Origin of the sequence: Megasphaera sp., assembly GCF_047831605.1 — a bacterium.
GTDB lineage: Bacteria > Bacillota > Negativicutes > Veillonellales > Megasphaeraceae > Megasphaera > Megasphaera intestinihominis.
This window is the reverse complement of sequence record NZ_CP181255.1, coordinates 1,344,549-1,361,558: the sequence shown is the minus strand read 5'-3', so window position 1 is coordinate 1,361,558 and position 17,010 is coordinate 1,344,549. Positions and strand designations below refer to the sequence as shown.

Below are 17,010 nucleotides of genomic sequence, written 5' to 3'. Positions count from 1 at the left end.
AGCCTCTCTTTCAGCCGGACTCAGCCCTGTTTTGCAAAGACGTCCCGCATCGTTCCCGCTACATCGGCCAAGGAGATGCTGCGCATCTTATCCTCCATGGCATCCTGTACCTGATGCAGCCGGTCATCTAACCCTGCGTGAATCGTCTTGCCCACCGGACACTGCGGGCAGGGATGTTCGTGGAAATGGAAGAGCGAGTCGCCGCCAACGCAGTCTACGGCATGGTAAACGTCATATAAACTAATGTCAGCAATCGGTTTTTCCAACGCTGCGCCACCAGTCCCGCGCTTGACCTGGATCAACCCGGCCGCTTTGAGCTGGATGAGCAGTTTGCGGATGATGACGGGATTCGTCCCTACGCTGGCAGCAATGAAGTCACTCGTCACTTTTTCCGTTTTGCCGAAGTAATCGATACACAACAGGGTATGAACGGCCATGGTAAATCGACTGGAAATCTGCATATGAAAGACTCCTTAAATGGCTTTTAATTCACGAAGGATAGCCAGGTCAGCCGTACAAGCCGGGCAGTCACAGAATTTAGCCCCTTTGGCCTGAATATCTTTGGCATGCGCCAAGAGCTGTTTCGCTGCATCGTCCCCCATAATCTGGACAGCATGTTCCGAAGCTGCAAAGTCCAGGAGTTCATCGATGGTCGAGACGCCCTGCTTCAAGGATTCGATATAAGCCGGCGCAGCTGCGTCTTTATCGGCAGCATCGAGCCAAGTCTGGGCGGCCGTTTTCAGCGTCGGATTGCAGCTGGGAGCTGCCATCAAATCATGTGTCTTAGCCGTAACGAATTCTACTGTTTTTGCATCCATTTTAAAAACCCCCTATAAATGACGAATCAAAACATCCAGGATAGAATTATCCTGATTACATCCCTATCATACGACATTTTTATTGTAAAGTCAATGGTTACATATTATATGTTTTGTTGAACTATTTTAAACTTATTTATTTTGATTTAAATATTTGTCATCCGCTTGGTTATCACATTTTTAAAACGAGCGTATTCTCTATTTAAACGTTTTTATTCGCGTGTAAACAATTGTAAAAAAAAGAGGCTGCGCACGTGCGACAGCCTCTTTTTGAGTATTAAGTTTGCAGTTTTTAGTTTGTAGCGGACGGGTAAAAATTTAAACCATATTTCTACAAACTACAAACTCCATACTATAAACTTTTAATTCGAGCAGCCTGGACGGCAGCGATGAATTTCTTGGCCGTAGCCGTGATTTCATCGGCCGTCTTGCCGCCGCCTGTGAGGGCACCGCCAGCACCGACGGCGACGCAGCCGGCTTTGATCCAGTCACCGGCGTTTTCTACATTGACACCGCCTGTCGGCATGAGCGGAGCCTGCGGCAGGGGACCATGGATGGCCTTGATGGCTTTCATGCCCAGGATTTCCCCAGGGAAGATCTTGACGACGTCAGCGCCGTATTCCAGAGCCGTAATGACGCCGTTGAGGGTCGTCGTCCCCGGCATGACGGCCACGCGGTAGCGGTTGCAGAGCTTGATCGTTTCTACATCCAGGGCCGGCGATACGATGAACTGGGCGCCGTCGAGGATGGCGATGCGGGCCGTAATGGCATCGAGGACCGTACCGGCGCCGATGAGGACGTCGGGATTATCGGCATACTTCTTGGAAAGGGCTTCGATAACTTCATGAGCCCGCGGCGTCGTGAAAGCCAGTTCAATGGCCGTGACGCCACCTTTGATGCAGGCTTCGGACATCATCATCGCTTCTTCCGGTGTCTTGCCTCGAACGACAGCGACGACACCGATTTCCTGAATTTTCTTAACAACATCTAATTTATCCATGATTTTCTCTCCTTTTCACGACTGATGAACGTTTTGCCACCATCATTCCGGGCGGGCTCGCCCTCTGCAGCGGTCCGTTTCAGCAACCGTCCTGCCATTCCTTACAGTCATGACCTGACGGGCTGAAAAGGCACGTGCGAGCCCCTACATGTTTTTATACCCATTTTCGTAGGGGCGTCCACGTGGGGCGTCCGTTCCACACCGATCGGCCATGTCCTATTCACGGTTAATGGGGCCGTTTTGCACCAATCATGCGGATTGATGCAGGTGGCATCAACGCAGGCCGCAGCGTAGGGGGCGCCACGTGGGGCGCCCGTTCCACATTTATCGGCCATGTCCTATTCGCGGTTAATGGGGTTGTTTTGCACCAATTATACGGATTGATGCAGGTGTCATTAACGCAGGTCGCAGGCCGCAGCGGTCCCATAGGACCGCACGTAGGGGCCGTCCCAAAGGGCGGCCCGTTTGTGGGAATCCCACAACCAATATTATGCGTTCTGTTGGAATACCGCCAGTTGTTCCCGCGTCGGCAATCCTTCGTTATCACCGGCGACCTGGATGGCCATGGCCCCGATGGCAGCGCCTCGGCGGGCAGCCTCTTCCAGGCTCAGGCCATCCAGGATGGCACTGGTGAAACCGACGGCAAAACCGTCACCGGCGCCGACGGTATCGACGATGTGGTCGACGTGATAGCTCGGCACGCGGTATTCCTGGTCATCGGCCGTGTGGATATAGGTCCCATGGCTGCCGCCCATTTTGATGACGACAGTCTGAACGCCGCGCTGCAAATAATAGCCGGCGATATCTCTTTCATTGTCCATTCCCGTCAGGATCCGGCCTTCATTGAGGCCAGGCATGACGATATCGGCATACTGGGCGGCGTCGTTGATGACACGGGCCATGATTTCCTGGGATTTCCAGAGCATGGGCCGCAGGTTGGGGTCAAAGGAAATACGCACGCCCTTACCGTGAGCCCGCATCATCAGCGTATAAATCGTTTCCCGGCACGATTCCGACAGGGCCAGGGGAATCCCCGTGACGTGCAGATGGTCGACGCCGGTCCAGTCGATGCCGGCGAGGTCTGCCGGCTGGAAGTGGGAAAAGGCCGTATGCTTGCGGATATTGGCGACCGTCGGGTCCCCTTCCAGGACCTTTCCCTTCATCTGGAAGCCCGTCATATGGTCGTCATCGGTCCAGACATAATCGTCATGGATATCATTGGCCTTGAGGAAGTTGCAGATGCACTTCCCAAAGGGGTCGACGCCGACCTTGGAAATATACGATACATCATTGCCCAGCCGGGCCATACCGACGGCGTAATTCAGTTCCGCCCCGCAGACATGGCGGGAAAAATGTTCCACTTCTTCCAGCGGCCCTATTTCTTCAGCAATCAGCAAGCCCATGGCCTCGCCGATAGTAAGTACTTTAACCATATTTTTCCTCCATAAGATATGGATAAACCGTCACATCTGAATGTAACGGTTTATCCATGTTTACTATAAAGTAACTCCGTTTTTAAATATAGCCAGTTCGTGCTTGTCCAAGGCTTCCGATTTCGCATGGACACGACCTGACGCTACGTCAAGGATATATTGGAAAAGGCGGTCCGCTGCGGCTTCCCGCGATTCCCCTTCAGCAATGGTTCCGGCGTTGAAATCGATCCAATTCCGTTTGAATCCGGCCAGGTGACTATTGCTGGAAATCTTAATCGTCGGTACGGGGCAGGCAAACGGCGTACCCCGGCCCGTTGTAAACAGTACCATATGGGCTCCGGCAGCGGCCAGCGCATTGGAGGCTACTAAATCATTGCCTGGAGCCTGCAACAAGTTTAGGCCTTTTTTCGTCGCCCTGTCTCCATAGGCCAGGACATCTTCGACGAGAGCCCGGCCGCCCTTCTGGACACAACCCAGGGACTTATCTTCCAGCGTCGTGATGCCGCCGGCCTTGTTGCCTGGCGATGGATTTTCATTGATTTTTTCGCTGTAACTCATGAAATATTCTTTGAAGTGGTTGATGAGGTCGACGGTCTTGTCGAAGACTTCCCGATTGCGAGCCCGGTTCATGAGCAGCGTTTCGGCGCCGAACATTTCCGGCACTTCAGTCAGAATCGACGTACCGCCGGCTGCGATGAGGCGGTTGGAAATCTCCCCGACCAGGGGATTGGCTGTAATGCCCGAAAAACCATCGGAGCCGCCGCATTTCAAACCGATAGTCAGCAGCGATGCATCGCAGGGCTGGCGATGGAACTGAGCCGCGTAATGGCAGAGGTCTTTGACGATAGCCGTGCCGGCTTCAATTTCATCTTCCACGTCCTGGCAGACCAGGAATTTGACGCGGTCCGGATCATAGTCGCCGATGACTTCTTTCATCAGGCTGACCTGATTGTTTTCACAGCCCAGGCTCAGGACCAGGACGGCACCGGCGTTGGGATTGTGAATCAGCCCACTTAGTATCTTTTGTGTATGGACCTGGTCATCGCCTAACTGCGAGCAGCCGTGGGGATGACTATAGGCATAGATACCATCGATATTTTCCGTCTTATAAGCCTGGGCTGCCGTTTCAATGGCTCTGGCAATATTGTTGACACAGCCGACGGTCGGGATGATCCATACTTCATTTCGGATGCCGGCACTGCCATCACTCCGTTTATAGCCCTGGAATTCGTATTTTTTTTCACTTTTCCAGGGAGAACGATCAGCTTTTTCCGGTTCATAGGTATAGTGAAGTAAATCACCGAGTTTACTTTGGACGTTCTGCGTATGGACCCAGGCACCGACGGGGATATCCGTTTTAGCCGTCCCGATGGGAAAGCCGTATTTGATGAGGTCTTCGCCTTTGGCAATCGGCTGCAGGGCCACTTTATGCCCTGCCGGGATGTCCTGGCAGACCGTGAAAGTCTTACCGCCAGCCGTGACGACGCTGCCTTTGGCAACGGCATCGACAGCTACGGCGACATTATCATGAGGGTTGATTTGGAATACGTTCATCGTTTACTCCTTTGTCAATTCGGCAATGTGAGCTTTGACACCGATTTCAGCCATGCGGTCCAGATAAGCCGTAACGGCATCGGCAAAGCCGTCGATAGCCGACAGGTCTTCGCCCCACCAATCACTGCGTGCCATGATGGCCTTGACGTAATCAGCCGTCGTTTTACCGGCCTGTTCTTTGACAAAGGCCAGTTTATCTTCATCATCGTGGATTTCATAAGTATTGCCCGGCCGTGACCCGATAAGACAATGTTCACCAGCCTCCGTCGTCCGATAGAAAGCCAGGAAAGCGGCAAAGGAATAGGTCAGCCATTTCGGAAGTTTCCCCGTCGCTGCCAGACTGTCTTTAAAGGTCGGCAGGATGCGGGCTTTCCACTTGGAAATGGAATTCAGGGAAATCGAGAGCAATGCGTGTTTGACAAAAGGATTTTCAAAGCGTTCATAAACGGCCTTGGCAAAGGCAACGGCCTTTTCTTCCGGCAAATGGACGGTCGGAACGATTTCATCGAAGACGGTCTGGTCCAGAGACTTGCGGATGACCGGGTCTTCCATGCACTGGCCGACATAATCGAGACCGGCCAGATAAGCACCGAGGACCATAGACGTATGAGCCCCGTTGAGGATGCGCACTTTTTGTTCTTTAAAGGCCTGGATATGGTCCGTGAATTCAACATGGAATTTACTTGAGTTTAACGGCAGCCGCGAAGCCAGCGCCGGATCGCCGATAACCCATAAGGAGAAAGGTTCGGCCTGGTCGAGCAGGCTGTCTTCATAGCCCAGTTCGTCCTGCAGAGCCACGATGGAATCAGCCGGATAGCCGACGACGATGCGGTCGACCAAGGTATCCGTGAACTGGCAATGCTGGTCGAGCCAGGACTGGAAAGGCGCTTCCAGTTTCCACAGGGATACATATTGGTTTACACAGTCCCGAAGGAGTTTACCGTTGTTGTCATTCAATTCCGTCGGCAGCATGGTCAGGCCTTTATCGGCAGCGCCTTTATAAAAGGTATAGCGTTCATAGAGGAACTTGGTCAATTTTGCCGGGAAAGTCGACGGCGGGCAATCTGTAAAAGCATCCTTTTCATCAAAGGTGATACCGGCTTCCGTCGTATTCGATACGACGAATTCCAACGAATCTTCGTGAGCCAGGGCCATGAACGCATCATATTCATCGCGGGCGCTGAGCACGGTCTGGACGGAAGTAATGACCCGGTTTTCTTTATAGACTTTGCCATCCTGCTGGCCGCGCAGGCAGGCCGTGTAAACATCGTCCTGTTTAGCAAAGCGGTCCGTCTTGCCCGACCGGGGCATGATGACAGCGACGCTGCCATCAAAACCATTTTCTTCATTAGCTACATCGATGGCGTAATCGACGAAGGCCCGCAGAAAATTGCCTTCTCCGAACTGTAAGATACGGACGGGATGTTTGGCTTTTGTATAAAGTTCACTGACGTTTTTCATCGTTTACCCTCCGTTTACATTTGGAACTGGAAGTAGTTGGCTACGTTGTTATAGCAGATATCTTCGACGAGCTGGCGGAGTGCGTCTTCATCGTTCGGATATTCGCCGTTTTCGACGAGATTGCCGATCCAGTTGCAGAGGATACGGCGATAATATTCATGACGGGCATAGGATAAGAAGGACCGGGAGTCGATCAACATCCCCAGGATGTTGCCAAAGACGGACAAGTTAGCAATACTCGTCATCTGGTCGATCATGCCCTGTTTCGTATCATTGAACCACCAGGCAGCGCCCTGCTGAATCTTGCCGCGGGCTTCAGGACCCTGGAAAGCGCCGATAATGGTGCCGATCATGGCGTTATCGTTCGGCGTCCCGGAGTAGAGAATCGTCTTCGGCAGGATATGGCGTTCATTGAGATGATCCAGGAAGGCGATGAGGCCTTTGCAGCAATTCCCTTCGGCAACACTGTCAAAACCCGTATCCGGTCCTAACTTGCGGTACATTTCCGAATTGAGGTCGCGCAGGGTAGCGAAGTGGAGCTGCATGACCCAGCCGCGTTTGTAATATTCACCAGCCAGGTAGGTGAGGACAGCCGTCTTATAGGCTTCCGTTTCTTCTTTACTGATGCTTTCGCCTTTCAAGGCTTTGGCAATGATAGCATCGACAGTCGCTTCATCGGCTTCGCGGCAGAAGACATATTCCAGTGCATGGTCTGTAGCGCGGCAGCCCATTTCTTCAAAGAAGGCGATGCGCTTGTCCATGGCTTGGCGGATATCGGCAAAGGTCTTGATTTCAACGCCGGCAGCCTGACCGAGGCGGGCCATGTAATCGGCATAACCGGCTTTGTCGATGTTCATCAGCTTGTCCGGACGCATAGCCGGATATACCTTGGCACTGCACGTCTTTTCTTCTTTCAGCTTCTGATGCCATTTCAAATCATCGGCCGGGTCATCAGTCGTGCAGATGACTTTGACATTGGACTGTTCAATCAAGCCCTGGACGCCCATGCCTTTTTCCTGCAGCTTGGCATTGCAGCGATTGAAGATATCTTCAGCGTTCTTTTCGTTCAACGGTTCGGTAATACCGAAATAGCGCTGCAGTTCCAAATGGCTCCAATGATAGAGCGGATTGCCAATAGCTCGTGAAAGAGCTTTCGCATATTCAACGAATTTTTCCAAATCTGTCGATTCCGTCCCGGTAACCTTTTCTTCCGGTGTCCCATTGGAACGAATGAGGCGCCACTTATAGTGATCACCGCCGAGCCATACTTCGGTAATGCTGCGGAAATGGTGATCTTCTGCGATTTCCTGCGGAGAAATATGGCAGTGGTAATCAATGATCGGCATATGTTCTGCATAATCGTGGAATAAATGCTTGGCCGTAGCCGTATCCAATAAGAAGTCTTTGTCCATGAATTGTTTCATTTTGTCCGTCTCCTCCCAATATAAGGCCGCTAACTTCATCGGTCATTGGTAAATTTTATTGTAAGCTCTTACATTTATCTTCACTGAAAGAATATCATGTCATTACCTAAGTGTCAACGTAATATGATTTTTCCGTATTAACTTTGAAAAATTAATCATTTTCCATGCTTTTAACTCATAATTATGAATGGTCGATCCATTTTATTATTCTTTTTGTGCCTAGATTTTCCTGTTTTCCTATTCCGCTTGGTTAATCGCTTACATTTTGCATTTTCGTATCCCCGCCTTTTTCCAGAAAAAAGTATGCTATAATGTAAGCAATCCAGATTTTTTACATAAAGAGGAACGATCGCCATGAACATCACCATTTACGACATCGCCCAGAAATGCAATGTATCGATTGCCACCGTCTCCCGCGTCCTCAACGGCAGCACACGGGTCAGTGAAAAGACACGGGCGAAAGTCCTTCAAGTTATGAAAGAAATGGGCTATAAACCCAATCCCTTCGCCCGGGGCTTAGGTCTCGATTCCATGAAAATCGTCGGCGTCATCTGTACCGACGTGGCCGATATATTCTATGCCCATGCCGTATCCCTGCTGGAAGATGGCCTGCGGAAGCACCATTTCGACGTCATGCTCTCCAATACCGGCAGCGATACAGGGCATAACGGCAAATATATTTCCGCTATGGCCGATAAGCACGTCGATGCAATCATCACTATCGGCACGCCATTTTCTTCCGAATCCGATATCCGCCAACTCTGTGAAACGGCCCGGCAAATCCCGGTCATCACCATCAACAGCGATTACCATCAGCCCAATATGTACAGCGTCGTCTGCAATGAAAAAGAAGGCATGAAAATGGTCATCGCCGCTTTGGCTGCCAAGAACTGTCAGGACATCCTCTACATTTACGATTCCCTCACCTACAGCGGCCGCCATAAGCTCGACGGTTTCCGCCAGGGGATCCGGGAATGGAGATTGACGGAGAAACCAGAACTCATCCAGCAGATTCCCCGGACCTTGCAAGATACGGAAGCACTCATCGACCGTTTAGTCGCAGACGATATTCCCTTTGACGCCATCGTCACGTCAGAAGACATCTTTGCCGTTGCGGCCCAGCGTGCCGCCTTGCGCCATGGAAAAAACATTCCCGTCATCGGCTGCAATAACTCCATCCTGGCCCAATGTGCCACGCCGACCATTACCAGCCTGGACAATAAACTGACCAGCCTGTGCAATGCAGCCGTCCACATCGTCACCGAGCTGACCGGAAAAAAAGCTGATTCCGTCCCAGTCCGCACCGAATTCAGTGCAGACCTCGTAGAACGGGAAAGTTTCAAGAGGTGAAAAAAGAGGCTGTCGCATGTGCGACAGCCTCTTTTCGAGTTTTAAGTTTGTAGTTTTTAGTTTTCAACAAATGGTAAAAAATTTAAAGTCATCTTCTGCAAACTACAAACTCTGAACTACAAACTATCCTTACCTTTACCGGAAATACTCTGGATATTCTTTTTTCAGCACTTCTACATCACCCATGACCTTGTCAATGTGTTCGGTCATGATGCGTTTTGCCAGTTCTGTATTACCGGCAAAGATAGCGCCGACTATGCTTTTGTGCTGCTCGTAGAGAAGATTCATCTGCTCAGCGGCATCGCTGACATTGAGGACGCGGGCCCGGGCATAATCCAGGTTCGATTCCTGGACAATCTGCCAGATATGCGGTTTCCCACAGCCTTCATAGAGCAGAGAGTGCAAGGTATTATCACTCTTGAAAAATTTTTCTGCATCTTTTGAGGTGATGAATTTACCCTGCTCGAAAATACAGAATTCTAATTTCGTCCGCCACGGATCCGGAAAATCCTGGCAAGCCAGTTCTACGATAGCCCGTTCCAAGGTGACCCGGAAAAAGCGGAACTCTGCCAGTTGTTCCGTATGAATCTTAGATACGAAGGTCCCGCGCTGCGGTAAAATTTCGAGCAGTCCCTTTTGCGACAGGCGGATGAAGGCTTCCCGCACCGGTGTCCGGCTGACATGCAAGATTCCCGACAGTTCCTGTTCAGACATGGCCGTACCTGGCGGCAGCTTCAAAGACATAATGTTTTCATACAACACGCGATAGGCGTATTCCCGCACCGTTTCATTCGGCGCTTTTTCAAATAATTCCAAATTTTCCATAACAACTCCATCATTCTGAAAGTGAACCCTCACCCGACTAAAGTCGGATGCTTCCAACGACACGATTAAGTTCGTGTCATGCTGTCTTTAGGACAGCGGACTGTCTTTCTACGATAAGGCACTGAACTCAGATAACTTGATGGCATTACGCCACAAGCTCCGCATTCAGACTAAGTAACGTAGACAAGGTGCAGGTGGTTCTCTTGGTACATTGAGGAACTTTTGCCTCAATGCCCAACCTTGCCTTCGCAGGCAAGGATTTCAGGATTTCTCGAATAAAATACCGAGCACCAATGTTATAACTGGCAGACAGGTCACAATGATACCTTTTGCCAGTTTTGAAAGTACACATCGAATAATTGTGTTCGTCTCGCTCGACCTCACCAGAACCGTCGAAAGCGAGTTTTGATGTGTTCCATGCACAAACACGACGGACGCGAACTCCATCACGGTGGGTTTTGTCGGCAACGATACGCTGCACAGCTTGTGCCCGCCAATGATGGAGTTTCTGCTTCTTTGAGCCTCGCTTCTTACCCTGAGTGTCGAGATGTTCAAATACAATTACGTCAGCGGAATAGAGCATAGCTACATCAGCGATGAACTGAGCCGTCTTATGGGCAATGTCAAGGTTTACGCCTTTTGCCTTTGCCCATAACCTCGGCATTTTCCTCGCACCATGCTGATGTGCCTTCTTGATTTTGTTCAGCTTATGCCCCAGAGAGTCTTTTTCTCTCGGCAGGGAAAGAATCTTCCTGCCGATGACAGTGCCATCTGATAACATAGCGGAACAAGTACAAGCATTGTTAATGCCAAGGTCTACTCCGATGATAATTTGACGGTCAATGGGTTTGTCTTCGAGTTTGACATTTTCCTCGAAGGTAAAATCCAAATACCAGTTCTTCCCCCGTCTACGAAGAGTCGGTACGCACTCCTTGCGGGTTGCACAATGACGTTGGATATAGTCAACGTCAGATTTACGAAGCTGCACATCCAGCCAATCCCAAGTATTTCGAATCCAGACTTTTAGTCTTGCTGTATATGTGCCAATACGAACAAAGCAGTTGTCTCGATACATAGCGGGGTAGATATACCCTGCAACTGGAATCCCAGGTTCTTTACCTTGCGGATTTTCTTCCCAGTTAGCATAGTTGCTTTTGTAGGAGGACACCTTGCCGACAGCCTCGGTGATAGCCGCACGGCGAAGATAACTTGGGAATTTGCCAAATCTGGAATCGAAATCGTATTTTGGGCAAGGATTAGATTTAGTATGATGAATTACGCACTCAATCGCCCTCTGTTTTTCGAGAGAGCGTTCGATTTCTTTGAGGGCATTCCATTCTTCTAAAGCCACACCAATAAGAAAGTCTACAGCTTGACGATAGATTCCCACGGTGTTAGCTAATGCACTATGCGAATCTCTGATTTTGGTTTTGTAAGTAGTCATTATCTTCATCGCCAAGCCCTCATTTCTTAATCCTTTTTTCCTTGAGATTTGATGTATTCCCTAACTTGTGCTTCTGTGTTCTCAGAAACAGTCGTTATAAAATAAGACGGGTTCCACAAATGCCCTCCCCAGAGCTTCTTTCTGAGCGTATCACCGTACTTTTTCATAAGCAGTCGAGCAGACACGCCTTTAATAGCTTTCATTATGTCTGGGATGAAGTGCTGCGGGGAACAGTCTATGAGAATATGTACATGGTCTGTGTCTGTGTTGAGTTCCAAAATTTCGAAGTCATTGTCATTGGCTATTTTTTCTAGTATCTGAACAAGGTCTCCGACAATTTCTGGTGTCAGTACCTTATGTCTGTACTTCACACACCAAACGATATGGTAGTGTAAACAATAGACATATCCTCGACCATGATGGGTTTCTATTGTCATATTCTCACCTCCTGCATATATAATAACATATGCAGTTGGAAAGCTCAATGATTTCAAGGTTTTATTTGCGATTTTAAAATGACATATGTTATGTGTCGCCTAACTCATGACTAAAGTCACGAGTGTGCGGCGACACTTCATCAATACCTGCTTTTCTCAATTTCATCTTATCACAAAACGGGCACAAATTATATATTTCCAGAAGAAAAAAAGTACTGTTTCCAGCATCAGTAAATTAATTTATTTTGATTTACACGACTGTGAGCGGCTTAATTATCGAGTTTTTCTTTTATGTCATCACACCATTTAAACGAATTATGTGAACGTGTAAATTCATCGAGAGGTACAAACTTAAAGAAAAAAGACTGGCGCATGATGACATAGGCATTCATGCGCCAGTCCCGTTTTTAAAGCAACCTCTCAGACCGCCTTCGGCGGCCAGCTCTCCTATGAGGAGAGCCTTTCATCAAATACATTACATCAAATTTTTACTTCCGGGCAGCCTGGACGGCGGCGATGAATTTCTTGGCCGTAGCCGTGATTTCATCGGCCGTCTTGCCGCCGCCAGTGAGGGCACCGCCGGCACCGACGGCGACGCAGCCGGCTTTGATCCAGTCACCGGCGTTTTCGACATTGACGCCGCCTGTCGGCATGAGCGGAGCCTGCGGCAGGGGACCATGGATGGCCTTGATGGCTTTCATGCCCAGGATTTCCCCAGGGAAGATCTTGACGACGTCAGCACCGTATTCCAGGGCTGTAATGACGCCGTTGAGGGTCGTCGTCCCCGGCATGACGGCCACGCGGTAGCGGTTACAGAGCTTAATCGTTTCTACATCCAGGGCCGGCGATACGATGAACCGAGCGCCGTCGAGGATGGCGATGCGGGCCGTAATGGCATCGAGGACCGTACCGGCGCCGATGAGGACGTCAGGATTATCGGCATACTTCTTGGAAAGGGCTTCGATGACTTCATGAGCCCGCGGCGTCGTGAAAGCCAGTTCAATGGCCGTGACGCCACCTTTGATGCAGGCTTCGGACATCATCATCGCTTCTTCCGGTGTCTTGCCTCGAACGACAGCGACGACGCCGATTTCCTGAATTTTCTTAACAACATCTAATTTATCCATGATTTTCTCTCCTTTTCACGACTGATGAACGTTTTGCCACCATCATTCCGGGCGGGCTCGCCCTCTGCAGCGGTCCGTTTCAGCAACCGTCCTGCCATTCCTTACAGTCATGACCTGACGGGCTGAAAAAGCACGTGCGAGCCCCTACATGTTTTTATACCCATTTTCGTAGGGGCGTCCACGTGGGGCGTCCGTTCCACACCGATCGGCCATGTCCTATTCACGGTTAATGGGGCCGTTTTGCACCAATCATGCGGATTGATGCAGGTGGCATCAACGCAGGCCGCAGCGTAGGGGCGCCCACGTGGGGCGCCCGTTCCACATTTATCGGCCATGTCCTATTCGCGGTTAATGGGGTTGTTTTGCACCAATTATACGGATTGATGCAGGTGTCATTAACGCAGGTCGCAGGCCGCAGCGGTCCCATAGGACCGCACGTAGGGGCCGTCCCAAAGGGCGGCCCGCTTGTGGGAATCCCACAACCAATATTATGCGTTCTGTTGGAATACCGCCAGTTGTTCCCGCGTCGGCAATCCTTCGTTATCACCGGCGACCTGGATGGCCATGGCCCCGATGGCAGCGCCTCGGCGGGCAGCCTCTTCCAGGCTCAGGCCATCCAGGATGGCACTGGTGAAACCGACGGCAAAACCGTCACCGGCGCCGACGGTATCGACGATGTGGTCGACGTGATAGCTCGGCACGCGGTATTCCTGGTCATCGGCCGTGCGGATATAGGTCCCATGGCTGCCACCCATTTTGATGACGACAGTCTGAACGCCGCGCTGCAAATAATAGCCGGCGATATCTCTTTCATTGTCCATTCCCGTCAGGATCCGGCCTTCATTGAGGCCAGGCATGACGATATCGGCATACTGGGCGGCGTCGTTGATGACACGGGCCATGATTTCCTGGGATTTCCAGAGCATGGGCCGCAGGTTGGGGTCAAAGGAAATGCGCACGCCTTTGCCGTGAGCCCGCATCATCAGCGTATAAATCGTTTCCCGGCACGATTCCGACAGGGCCAGGGGAATCCCCGTGACGTGCAGGTGGTCGACGCCAGTCCAGTCGATGCCGGAAAGGTCCGCCGGCTGGAAGTGGGAAAAGGCCGTGTGTTTGCGGATATTGGCCACCATCGGATCCCCTTCCAGGACCTTTTCCTTCATCTGGAACCCCGTCATATGGTCGTCATCAGTCCAGACATAGTCATCGTGGATGCCATTGGCCTTGAGGAAGTTGCAGATGCACTTCCCGAAGGGATCGACGCCGACCTTGGAAATATACGATACATCATTGCCCAGCCGGGCCATGCCGACGGCGTAATTCAGTTCCGCCCCGCAAACATGGCGGGAAAAATGTTCCACTTCTTCCAGCGGCCCTATTTCTTCAGCAATCAGCAAGCCCATGGCTTCGCCGATAGTAAGTACTTTACTCATAGTAATATCACCCTTTATAAAAATGAGCCGCCAACTAAAGCAGCTCATCTAGATATAAACTTATTTCTTCAACGGCAATGGTTCAACACGTCCAACCAAGAAGAGATACGATAAGGCCCCCAAAATACATAGAATACCAGCAACAGCTAACGGAACTAAGAAGGAACCTTGCGTGATTGTCAACATAACACCTGTAAATGTAGTAATAAATATGCCAGCGAGATTCCCTGCAAAATTCATAATACCACCAATAGAAGCAACATATTTTTGTGTCGGTGCAATTTCACCAACAATAACCCAGGTATTAGATCCTGCAAAAGATAAACTAGCATAAGATAATGCAAATAGTGCTAAACAAACATATACATTATCAACAATAGCACAAAGTGCAATACAGGAAGAAAGAAACATTCCACCAACTAAACAAACTTTACGAGAAAAAGTAGCTGTGTGTCCATGGCGTAAAAGCCAGTCAGACGTAAAACCACCAAGCCATCCACCTGGAATTGCTAATAATGCCGGTAACATCCCCAATGTCCCCAATGCTTTTAGAGAAAATCCACGTGTTTCCATCAGATAGCTTGGGAACCATGTAATAAAGAAATAAATGGCAAAATTCAAACAAAATAATCCTATCATTAATCCCCATACAGTCCGATAGCGAAACAGGGCTGCCCAAGAAACTTTAGATTGATTTTTAGCTGATTCTGCCTCTTGTTCTCCTCGTTCAGCTAATAAAGCTTCAACTTGTCCAGGAGCAATATCACGATACTTTTCAGGGTCATGATAAATAAACCACCATGCTAAAGCCCAAAAATAAGACCAATAATACCCGTGATAATAAAGGAGCCACGCCAACCAAGAATAGAAATAATCCAAGCAATCAAGGGCAACGATAAGGCAGAACCAACTCTAGAACCGCTATCAAAAATACTGCAAGCAATGCCGCGTTCTTTATGAGGAAACCAATTATAAGCAGCTTTGGCAAAAGACGGCATAGCTGCCGATTCACCAACACCAAGCAATAATCGCGACCCAACCATATGACCAAAAGTATGAACCATCCCTGTTACTGCGGTAAAGATAGACCACCAAGCAACAGCAAAAGCCAAGCTTACGCGAACACCGACTTTATCAATAAACCACCCGGCCGGCATTTGACATAAAGCATATGTCCAAAAGAAAGCACTCATAATAACCCCCATCGTTGTCGGGTCTAAGGCCAATTCAGCCCGAATATGAGGTGCTGCAATAGCTAAATTAGCACGATCAATAAAGTTAATCGCATTCGCTAAAAAGCATAGTCCAATAATTACCCAGCGCATATTTTTAAATCTTTCTGCCGTCATCGTAAGTTCCTCCTTTTTATAACTGCCCGCACGTGCGGTTAATAGCATCCCATAAGCCACAGATATAGTTAGCACCAAGGGCCCGGTCGTAGAGGCCATAGCCCGGACGGCCTTCTTCGCCCCAGATCATGCGGCCGTGGTCCGGACGGATAGGGCCGTCGAACCCGATGTCATAAGCGGCTTTGACGATTTCGTACATATCGAGGTTGCCGATTTGCGATTTATGAGCGACTTCGTTGAAGACCCACGGTTCATGGACCTGGATGTTGCGGATATGCAGGAAGTTCACGCGGCCCATTTTCCCGAACTTGCGGATGATGTGGGGAATGTCGTTCTGACGGTTCGAGCCGAGGGAACCGGTGCAAATGGTGAAGCCGTTGCTCGGGCTGTCGACCATGGCTGCGATTTTGTCGAGGTCGTCTTCGTTTTTTACGATGCGCGGCAGGCCAAAGACGGAAATCGGCGGATCATCGGGATGAATGGCCATCTTGATGCCGACTTCTTCAGCGACAGGAACGATGGCTTTGAGGAAATATTCCAGGTTCTTGCGCAGGCCGTCTTCATCCATGCCTTCATACTGTTCAAACAGGTGCGACAATTCTTTCAGCCGTTCCGGTTCCCAGCCGGGAAGGACGAAGCCATTGCTGTTGTCGAGGATTTCCCGGGCCATGTCCTGCGGCGTCTTGCCGGCGATGAGATGGTAGTCATAAGCCAGGACCGTCGAGCCGTCGTAAAGGGGTTTGGCCAGGTCGGTCCGGGTCCAGTCGAAGACGGGCATGAAATTGTAGCAGACCATCTGGATGCCGGCTTTGGCAGCATTGCGCAGGGACGTGATGTAATTTTCAATATACTGGTCACGGCTGGGCAGGCCCAATTTGATGTCTTCATGGACGTTGATGCTTTCCAGATCCTTGAAGACCAGGTTGTTCGCTTCAGCCTGCTTTTTGATGTGAAGCAGCGGTTCTACTGGCCATACTTCGCCAACAGGAATGTCGAATAAAGCGCCGACGATACCGTCCATACCAGGAATCTGGTCGATCTGCTGCAAGGTAATTTTGTCATCATTTTCTCCGTACCAACGGAAGGTCATTCTCATAAGGCAATCCTCCAATTATAAATGAATCATAAAATATTTATTTTCGTTGATGTTTCTTTTATTTCTTTTCGCAGTTACATACTACCATACTAGTATCCATTAAGCAAGGTAAGACATTATAATTTGAATAAGTAGAATAGAAAAATTGAATCCATGATTTTTGTGCATAAAAAGGCATGAAAATGGCCAAAAAAAAGCGGGCCGCCCTTTGGGCGGCCCCTACGATTGCGGTCTGCGAACCGCGGCCTGCAGGCTTGCT

Annotated in this window: 16 protein-coding genes; 1 reads left to right on the top strand and 15 read right to left on the bottom strand. The window is 49.9% G+C overall.

Annotated elements, in window-relative coordinates; translation table 11 throughout:
- Positions 1-20 precede the first annotated feature (20 nt).
- The 7 genes from ACFWUB_RS06490 to uxaC all read right to left on the bottom strand — a co-directional run bounded on the left by ACFWUB_RS06490 (position 21) and on the right by uxaC (position 7,690).
- On the bottom strand, positions 21-461 hold the full coding sequence (locus tag ACFWUB_RS06490) for an Rrf2 family transcriptional regulator (RefSeq protein ID WP_292282198.1): 441 nt from the start codon (positions 459-461) through the stop codon (positions 21-23).
- 12 nt (positions 462-473) lie between these two features.
- Positions 474-818: a molecular chaperone Hsp90 gene (locus ACFWUB_RS06485; RefSeq protein WP_292282200.1), complete on the bottom strand. Its 345-nt coding sequence runs from the start codon at positions 816-818 to the stop codon at positions 474-476.
- A gap of 352 nt (positions 819-1,170) precedes the next feature.
- Positions 1,171-1,818, bottom strand: a complete 648-nt coding sequence (locus ACFWUB_RS06480; RefSeq protein ID WP_416183683.1) for a bifunctional 2-keto-4-hydroxyglutarate aldolase/2-keto-3-deoxy-6-phosphogluconate aldolase — start codon at positions 1,816-1,818, stop codon at positions 1,171-1,173.
- 488 nt (positions 1,819-2,306) lie between these two features.
- Positions 2,307-3,251 carry a sugar kinase gene (locus ACFWUB_RS06475; RefSeq protein WP_416183682.1) on the bottom strand — a complete coding sequence of 315 codons (945 nt, stop codon included), beginning with the start codon at positions 3,249-3,251 and terminating at the stop codon, positions 2,307-2,309.
- A 63-nt stretch (positions 3,252-3,314) separates the two neighbouring features.
- Positions 3,315-4,805, bottom strand: a complete 1,491-nt coding sequence (locus ACFWUB_RS06470) for a UxaA family hydrolase (protein WP_416183681.1) — start codon at positions 4,803-4,805, stop codon at positions 3,315-3,317.
- 3 nt (positions 4,806-4,808) lie between these two features.
- Positions 4,809-6,266, bottom strand: a complete 1,458-nt coding sequence (locus ACFWUB_RS06465; RefSeq protein WP_416183680.1) for a tagaturonate reductase — start codon at positions 6,264-6,266, stop codon at positions 4,809-4,811.
- A 14-nt stretch (positions 6,267-6,280) separates the two neighbouring features.
- Positions 6,281-7,690 (bottom strand): glucuronate isomerase, encoded by a 1,410-nt coding sequence (uxaC, locus tag ACFWUB_RS06460; RefSeq protein WP_416183679.1) that lies wholly within the window; start codon positions 7,688-7,690, stop codon positions 6,281-6,283.
- 354 nt (positions 7,691-8,044) lie between these two features.
- Here uxaC and ACFWUB_RS06455 point away from each other — a divergent pair, with 354 nt between their 5' ends.
- Entirely contained in the window at positions 8,045-9,040 is a 996-nt protein-coding gene (locus ACFWUB_RS06455) for a LacI family DNA-binding transcriptional regulator (protein WP_302681459.1), read from the top strand.
- Positions 9,041-9,175: 135 nt separating this feature from the next.
- On the opposite strand, the gene ACFWUB_RS06450 is transcribed toward ACFWUB_RS06455, so the two are convergent.
- The 8 genes from ACFWUB_RS06450 to uxuA form a co-directional block, all read right to left on the bottom strand.
- Positions 9,176-9,865, bottom strand: coding sequence for a GntR family transcriptional regulator (locus ACFWUB_RS06450; protein WP_416183678.1), 690 nt, complete (start codon positions 9,863-9,865; stop codon positions 9,176-9,178).
- Positions 9,866-10,010: 145 nt separating this feature from the next.
- Complete coding sequence (locus ACFWUB_RS06445; RefSeq protein WP_292298286.1) at positions 10,011-11,318, bottom strand: transposase; 1,308 nt, start codon at positions 11,316-11,318, stop codon at positions 10,011-10,013.
- Positions 11,319-11,335: 17 nt separating this feature from the next.
- The gene (tnpA, locus tag ACFWUB_RS06440; protein WP_292298285.1) at positions 11,336-11,746 is read right to left on the bottom strand and encodes an IS200/IS605 family transposase; all 411 of its coding nucleotides are present in this window, start codon (positions 11,744-11,746) and stop codon (positions 11,336-11,338) included.
- A 488-nt stretch (positions 11,747-12,234) separates the two neighbouring features.
- Positions 12,235-12,873 (bottom strand): bifunctional 2-keto-4-hydroxyglutarate aldolase/2-keto-3-deoxy-6-phosphogluconate aldolase, encoded by a 639-nt coding sequence (locus tag ACFWUB_RS06435; protein ID WP_416183677.1) that lies wholly within the window; start codon positions 12,871-12,873, stop codon positions 12,235-12,237.
- 488 nt (positions 12,874-13,361) lie between these two features.
- Positions 13,362-14,306, bottom strand: a complete 945-nt coding sequence (locus tag ACFWUB_RS06430) for a sugar kinase (RefSeq protein ID WP_416183676.1) — start codon at positions 14,304-14,306, stop codon at positions 13,362-13,364.
- A 60-nt stretch (positions 14,307-14,366) separates the two neighbouring features.
- Positions 14,367-15,185 carry an MFS transporter gene (locus ACFWUB_RS06425; RefSeq protein ID WP_416183675.1) on the bottom strand — a complete coding sequence of 273 codons (819 nt, stop codon included), beginning with the start codon at positions 15,183-15,185 and terminating at the stop codon, positions 14,367-14,369.
- Complete coding sequence (locus tag ACFWUB_RS06420; RefSeq protein ID WP_416183674.1) at positions 15,110-15,655, bottom strand: MFS transporter; 546 nt, start codon at positions 15,653-15,655, stop codon at positions 15,110-15,112. The genes ACFWUB_RS06425 and ACFWUB_RS06420 overlap by 76 nt, the downstream gene beginning before the upstream one ends.
- Positions 15,656-15,671: 16 nt before the next feature.
- Positions 15,672-16,751 carry a mannonate dehydratase gene (uxuA, locus tag ACFWUB_RS06415; RefSeq protein WP_020310314.1) on the bottom strand — a complete coding sequence of 360 codons (1,080 nt, stop codon included), beginning with the start codon at positions 16,749-16,751 and terminating at the stop codon, positions 15,672-15,674.
- Between the last annotated feature and the right edge of the window lie 259 nt (positions 16,752-17,010).

Excerpts from the sequence above, each read along its gene's own strand:
- ACFWUB_RS06445 (WP_292298286.1), bottom strand. The coding sequence starts at position 11,318 with ATGAAGATAATGACTACTTACAAAACCAAAATCAGAGATTCGCATAGT.
- ACFWUB_RS06490 (WP_292282198.1), bottom strand. The coding sequence starts at position 461 with ATGCAGATTTCCAGTCGATTTACCATGGCCGTTCATACCCTGTTGTGT.
- ACFWUB_RS06465 (WP_416183680.1), bottom strand. The coding sequence starts at position 6,266 with ATGAAAAACGTCAGTGAACTTTATACAAAAGCCAAACATCCCGTCCGT.
- ACFWUB_RS06475 (WP_416183682.1), bottom strand. The coding sequence starts at position 3,251 with ATGGTTAAAGTACTTACTATCGGCGAGGCCATGGGCTTGCTGATTGCT.
- ACFWUB_RS06470 (WP_416183681.1), bottom strand. The coding sequence starts at position 4,805 with ATGAACGTATTCCAAATCAACCCTCATGATAATGTCGCCGTAGCTGTC.
- tnpA (WP_292298285.1), bottom strand. The coding sequence starts at position 11,746 with ATGACAATAGAAACCCATCATGGTCGAGGATATGTCTATTGTTTACAC.
- uxuA (WP_020310314.1), bottom strand. The coding sequence starts at position 16,751 with ATGAGAATGACCTTCCGTTGGTACGGAGAAAATGATGACAAAATTACC.
- ACFWUB_RS06485 (WP_292282200.1), bottom strand. The coding sequence starts at position 818 with ATGGATGCAAAAACAGTAGAATTCGTTACGGCTAAGACACATGATTTG.
- ACFWUB_RS06420 (WP_416183674.1), bottom strand. The coding sequence starts at position 15,655 with ATGACGGCAGAAAGATTTAAAAATATGCGCTGGGTAATTATTGGACTA.
- ACFWUB_RS06435 (WP_416183677.1), bottom strand. The coding sequence starts at position 12,873 with ATGGATAAATTAGATGTTGTTAAGAAAATTCAGGAAATCGGCGTCGTC.
- ACFWUB_RS06430 (WP_416183676.1), bottom strand. The coding sequence starts at position 14,306 with ATGAGTAAAGTACTTACTATCGGCGAAGCCATGGGCTTGCTGATTGCT.
- ACFWUB_RS06480 (WP_416183683.1), bottom strand. The coding sequence starts at position 1,818 with ATGGATAAATTAGATGTTGTTAAGAAAATTCAGGAAATCGGTGTCGTC.
- ACFWUB_RS06450 (WP_416183678.1), bottom strand. The coding sequence starts at position 9,865 with ATGGAAAATTTGGAATTATTTGAAAAAGCGCCGAATGAAACGGTGCGG.
- uxaC (WP_416183679.1), bottom strand. The coding sequence starts at position 7,690 with ATGAAACAATTCATGGACAAAGACTTCTTATTGGATACGGCTACGGCC.
- ACFWUB_RS06455 (WP_302681459.1), top strand. The coding sequence starts at position 8,045 with ATGAACATCACCATTTACGACATCGCCCAGAAATGCAATGTATCGATT.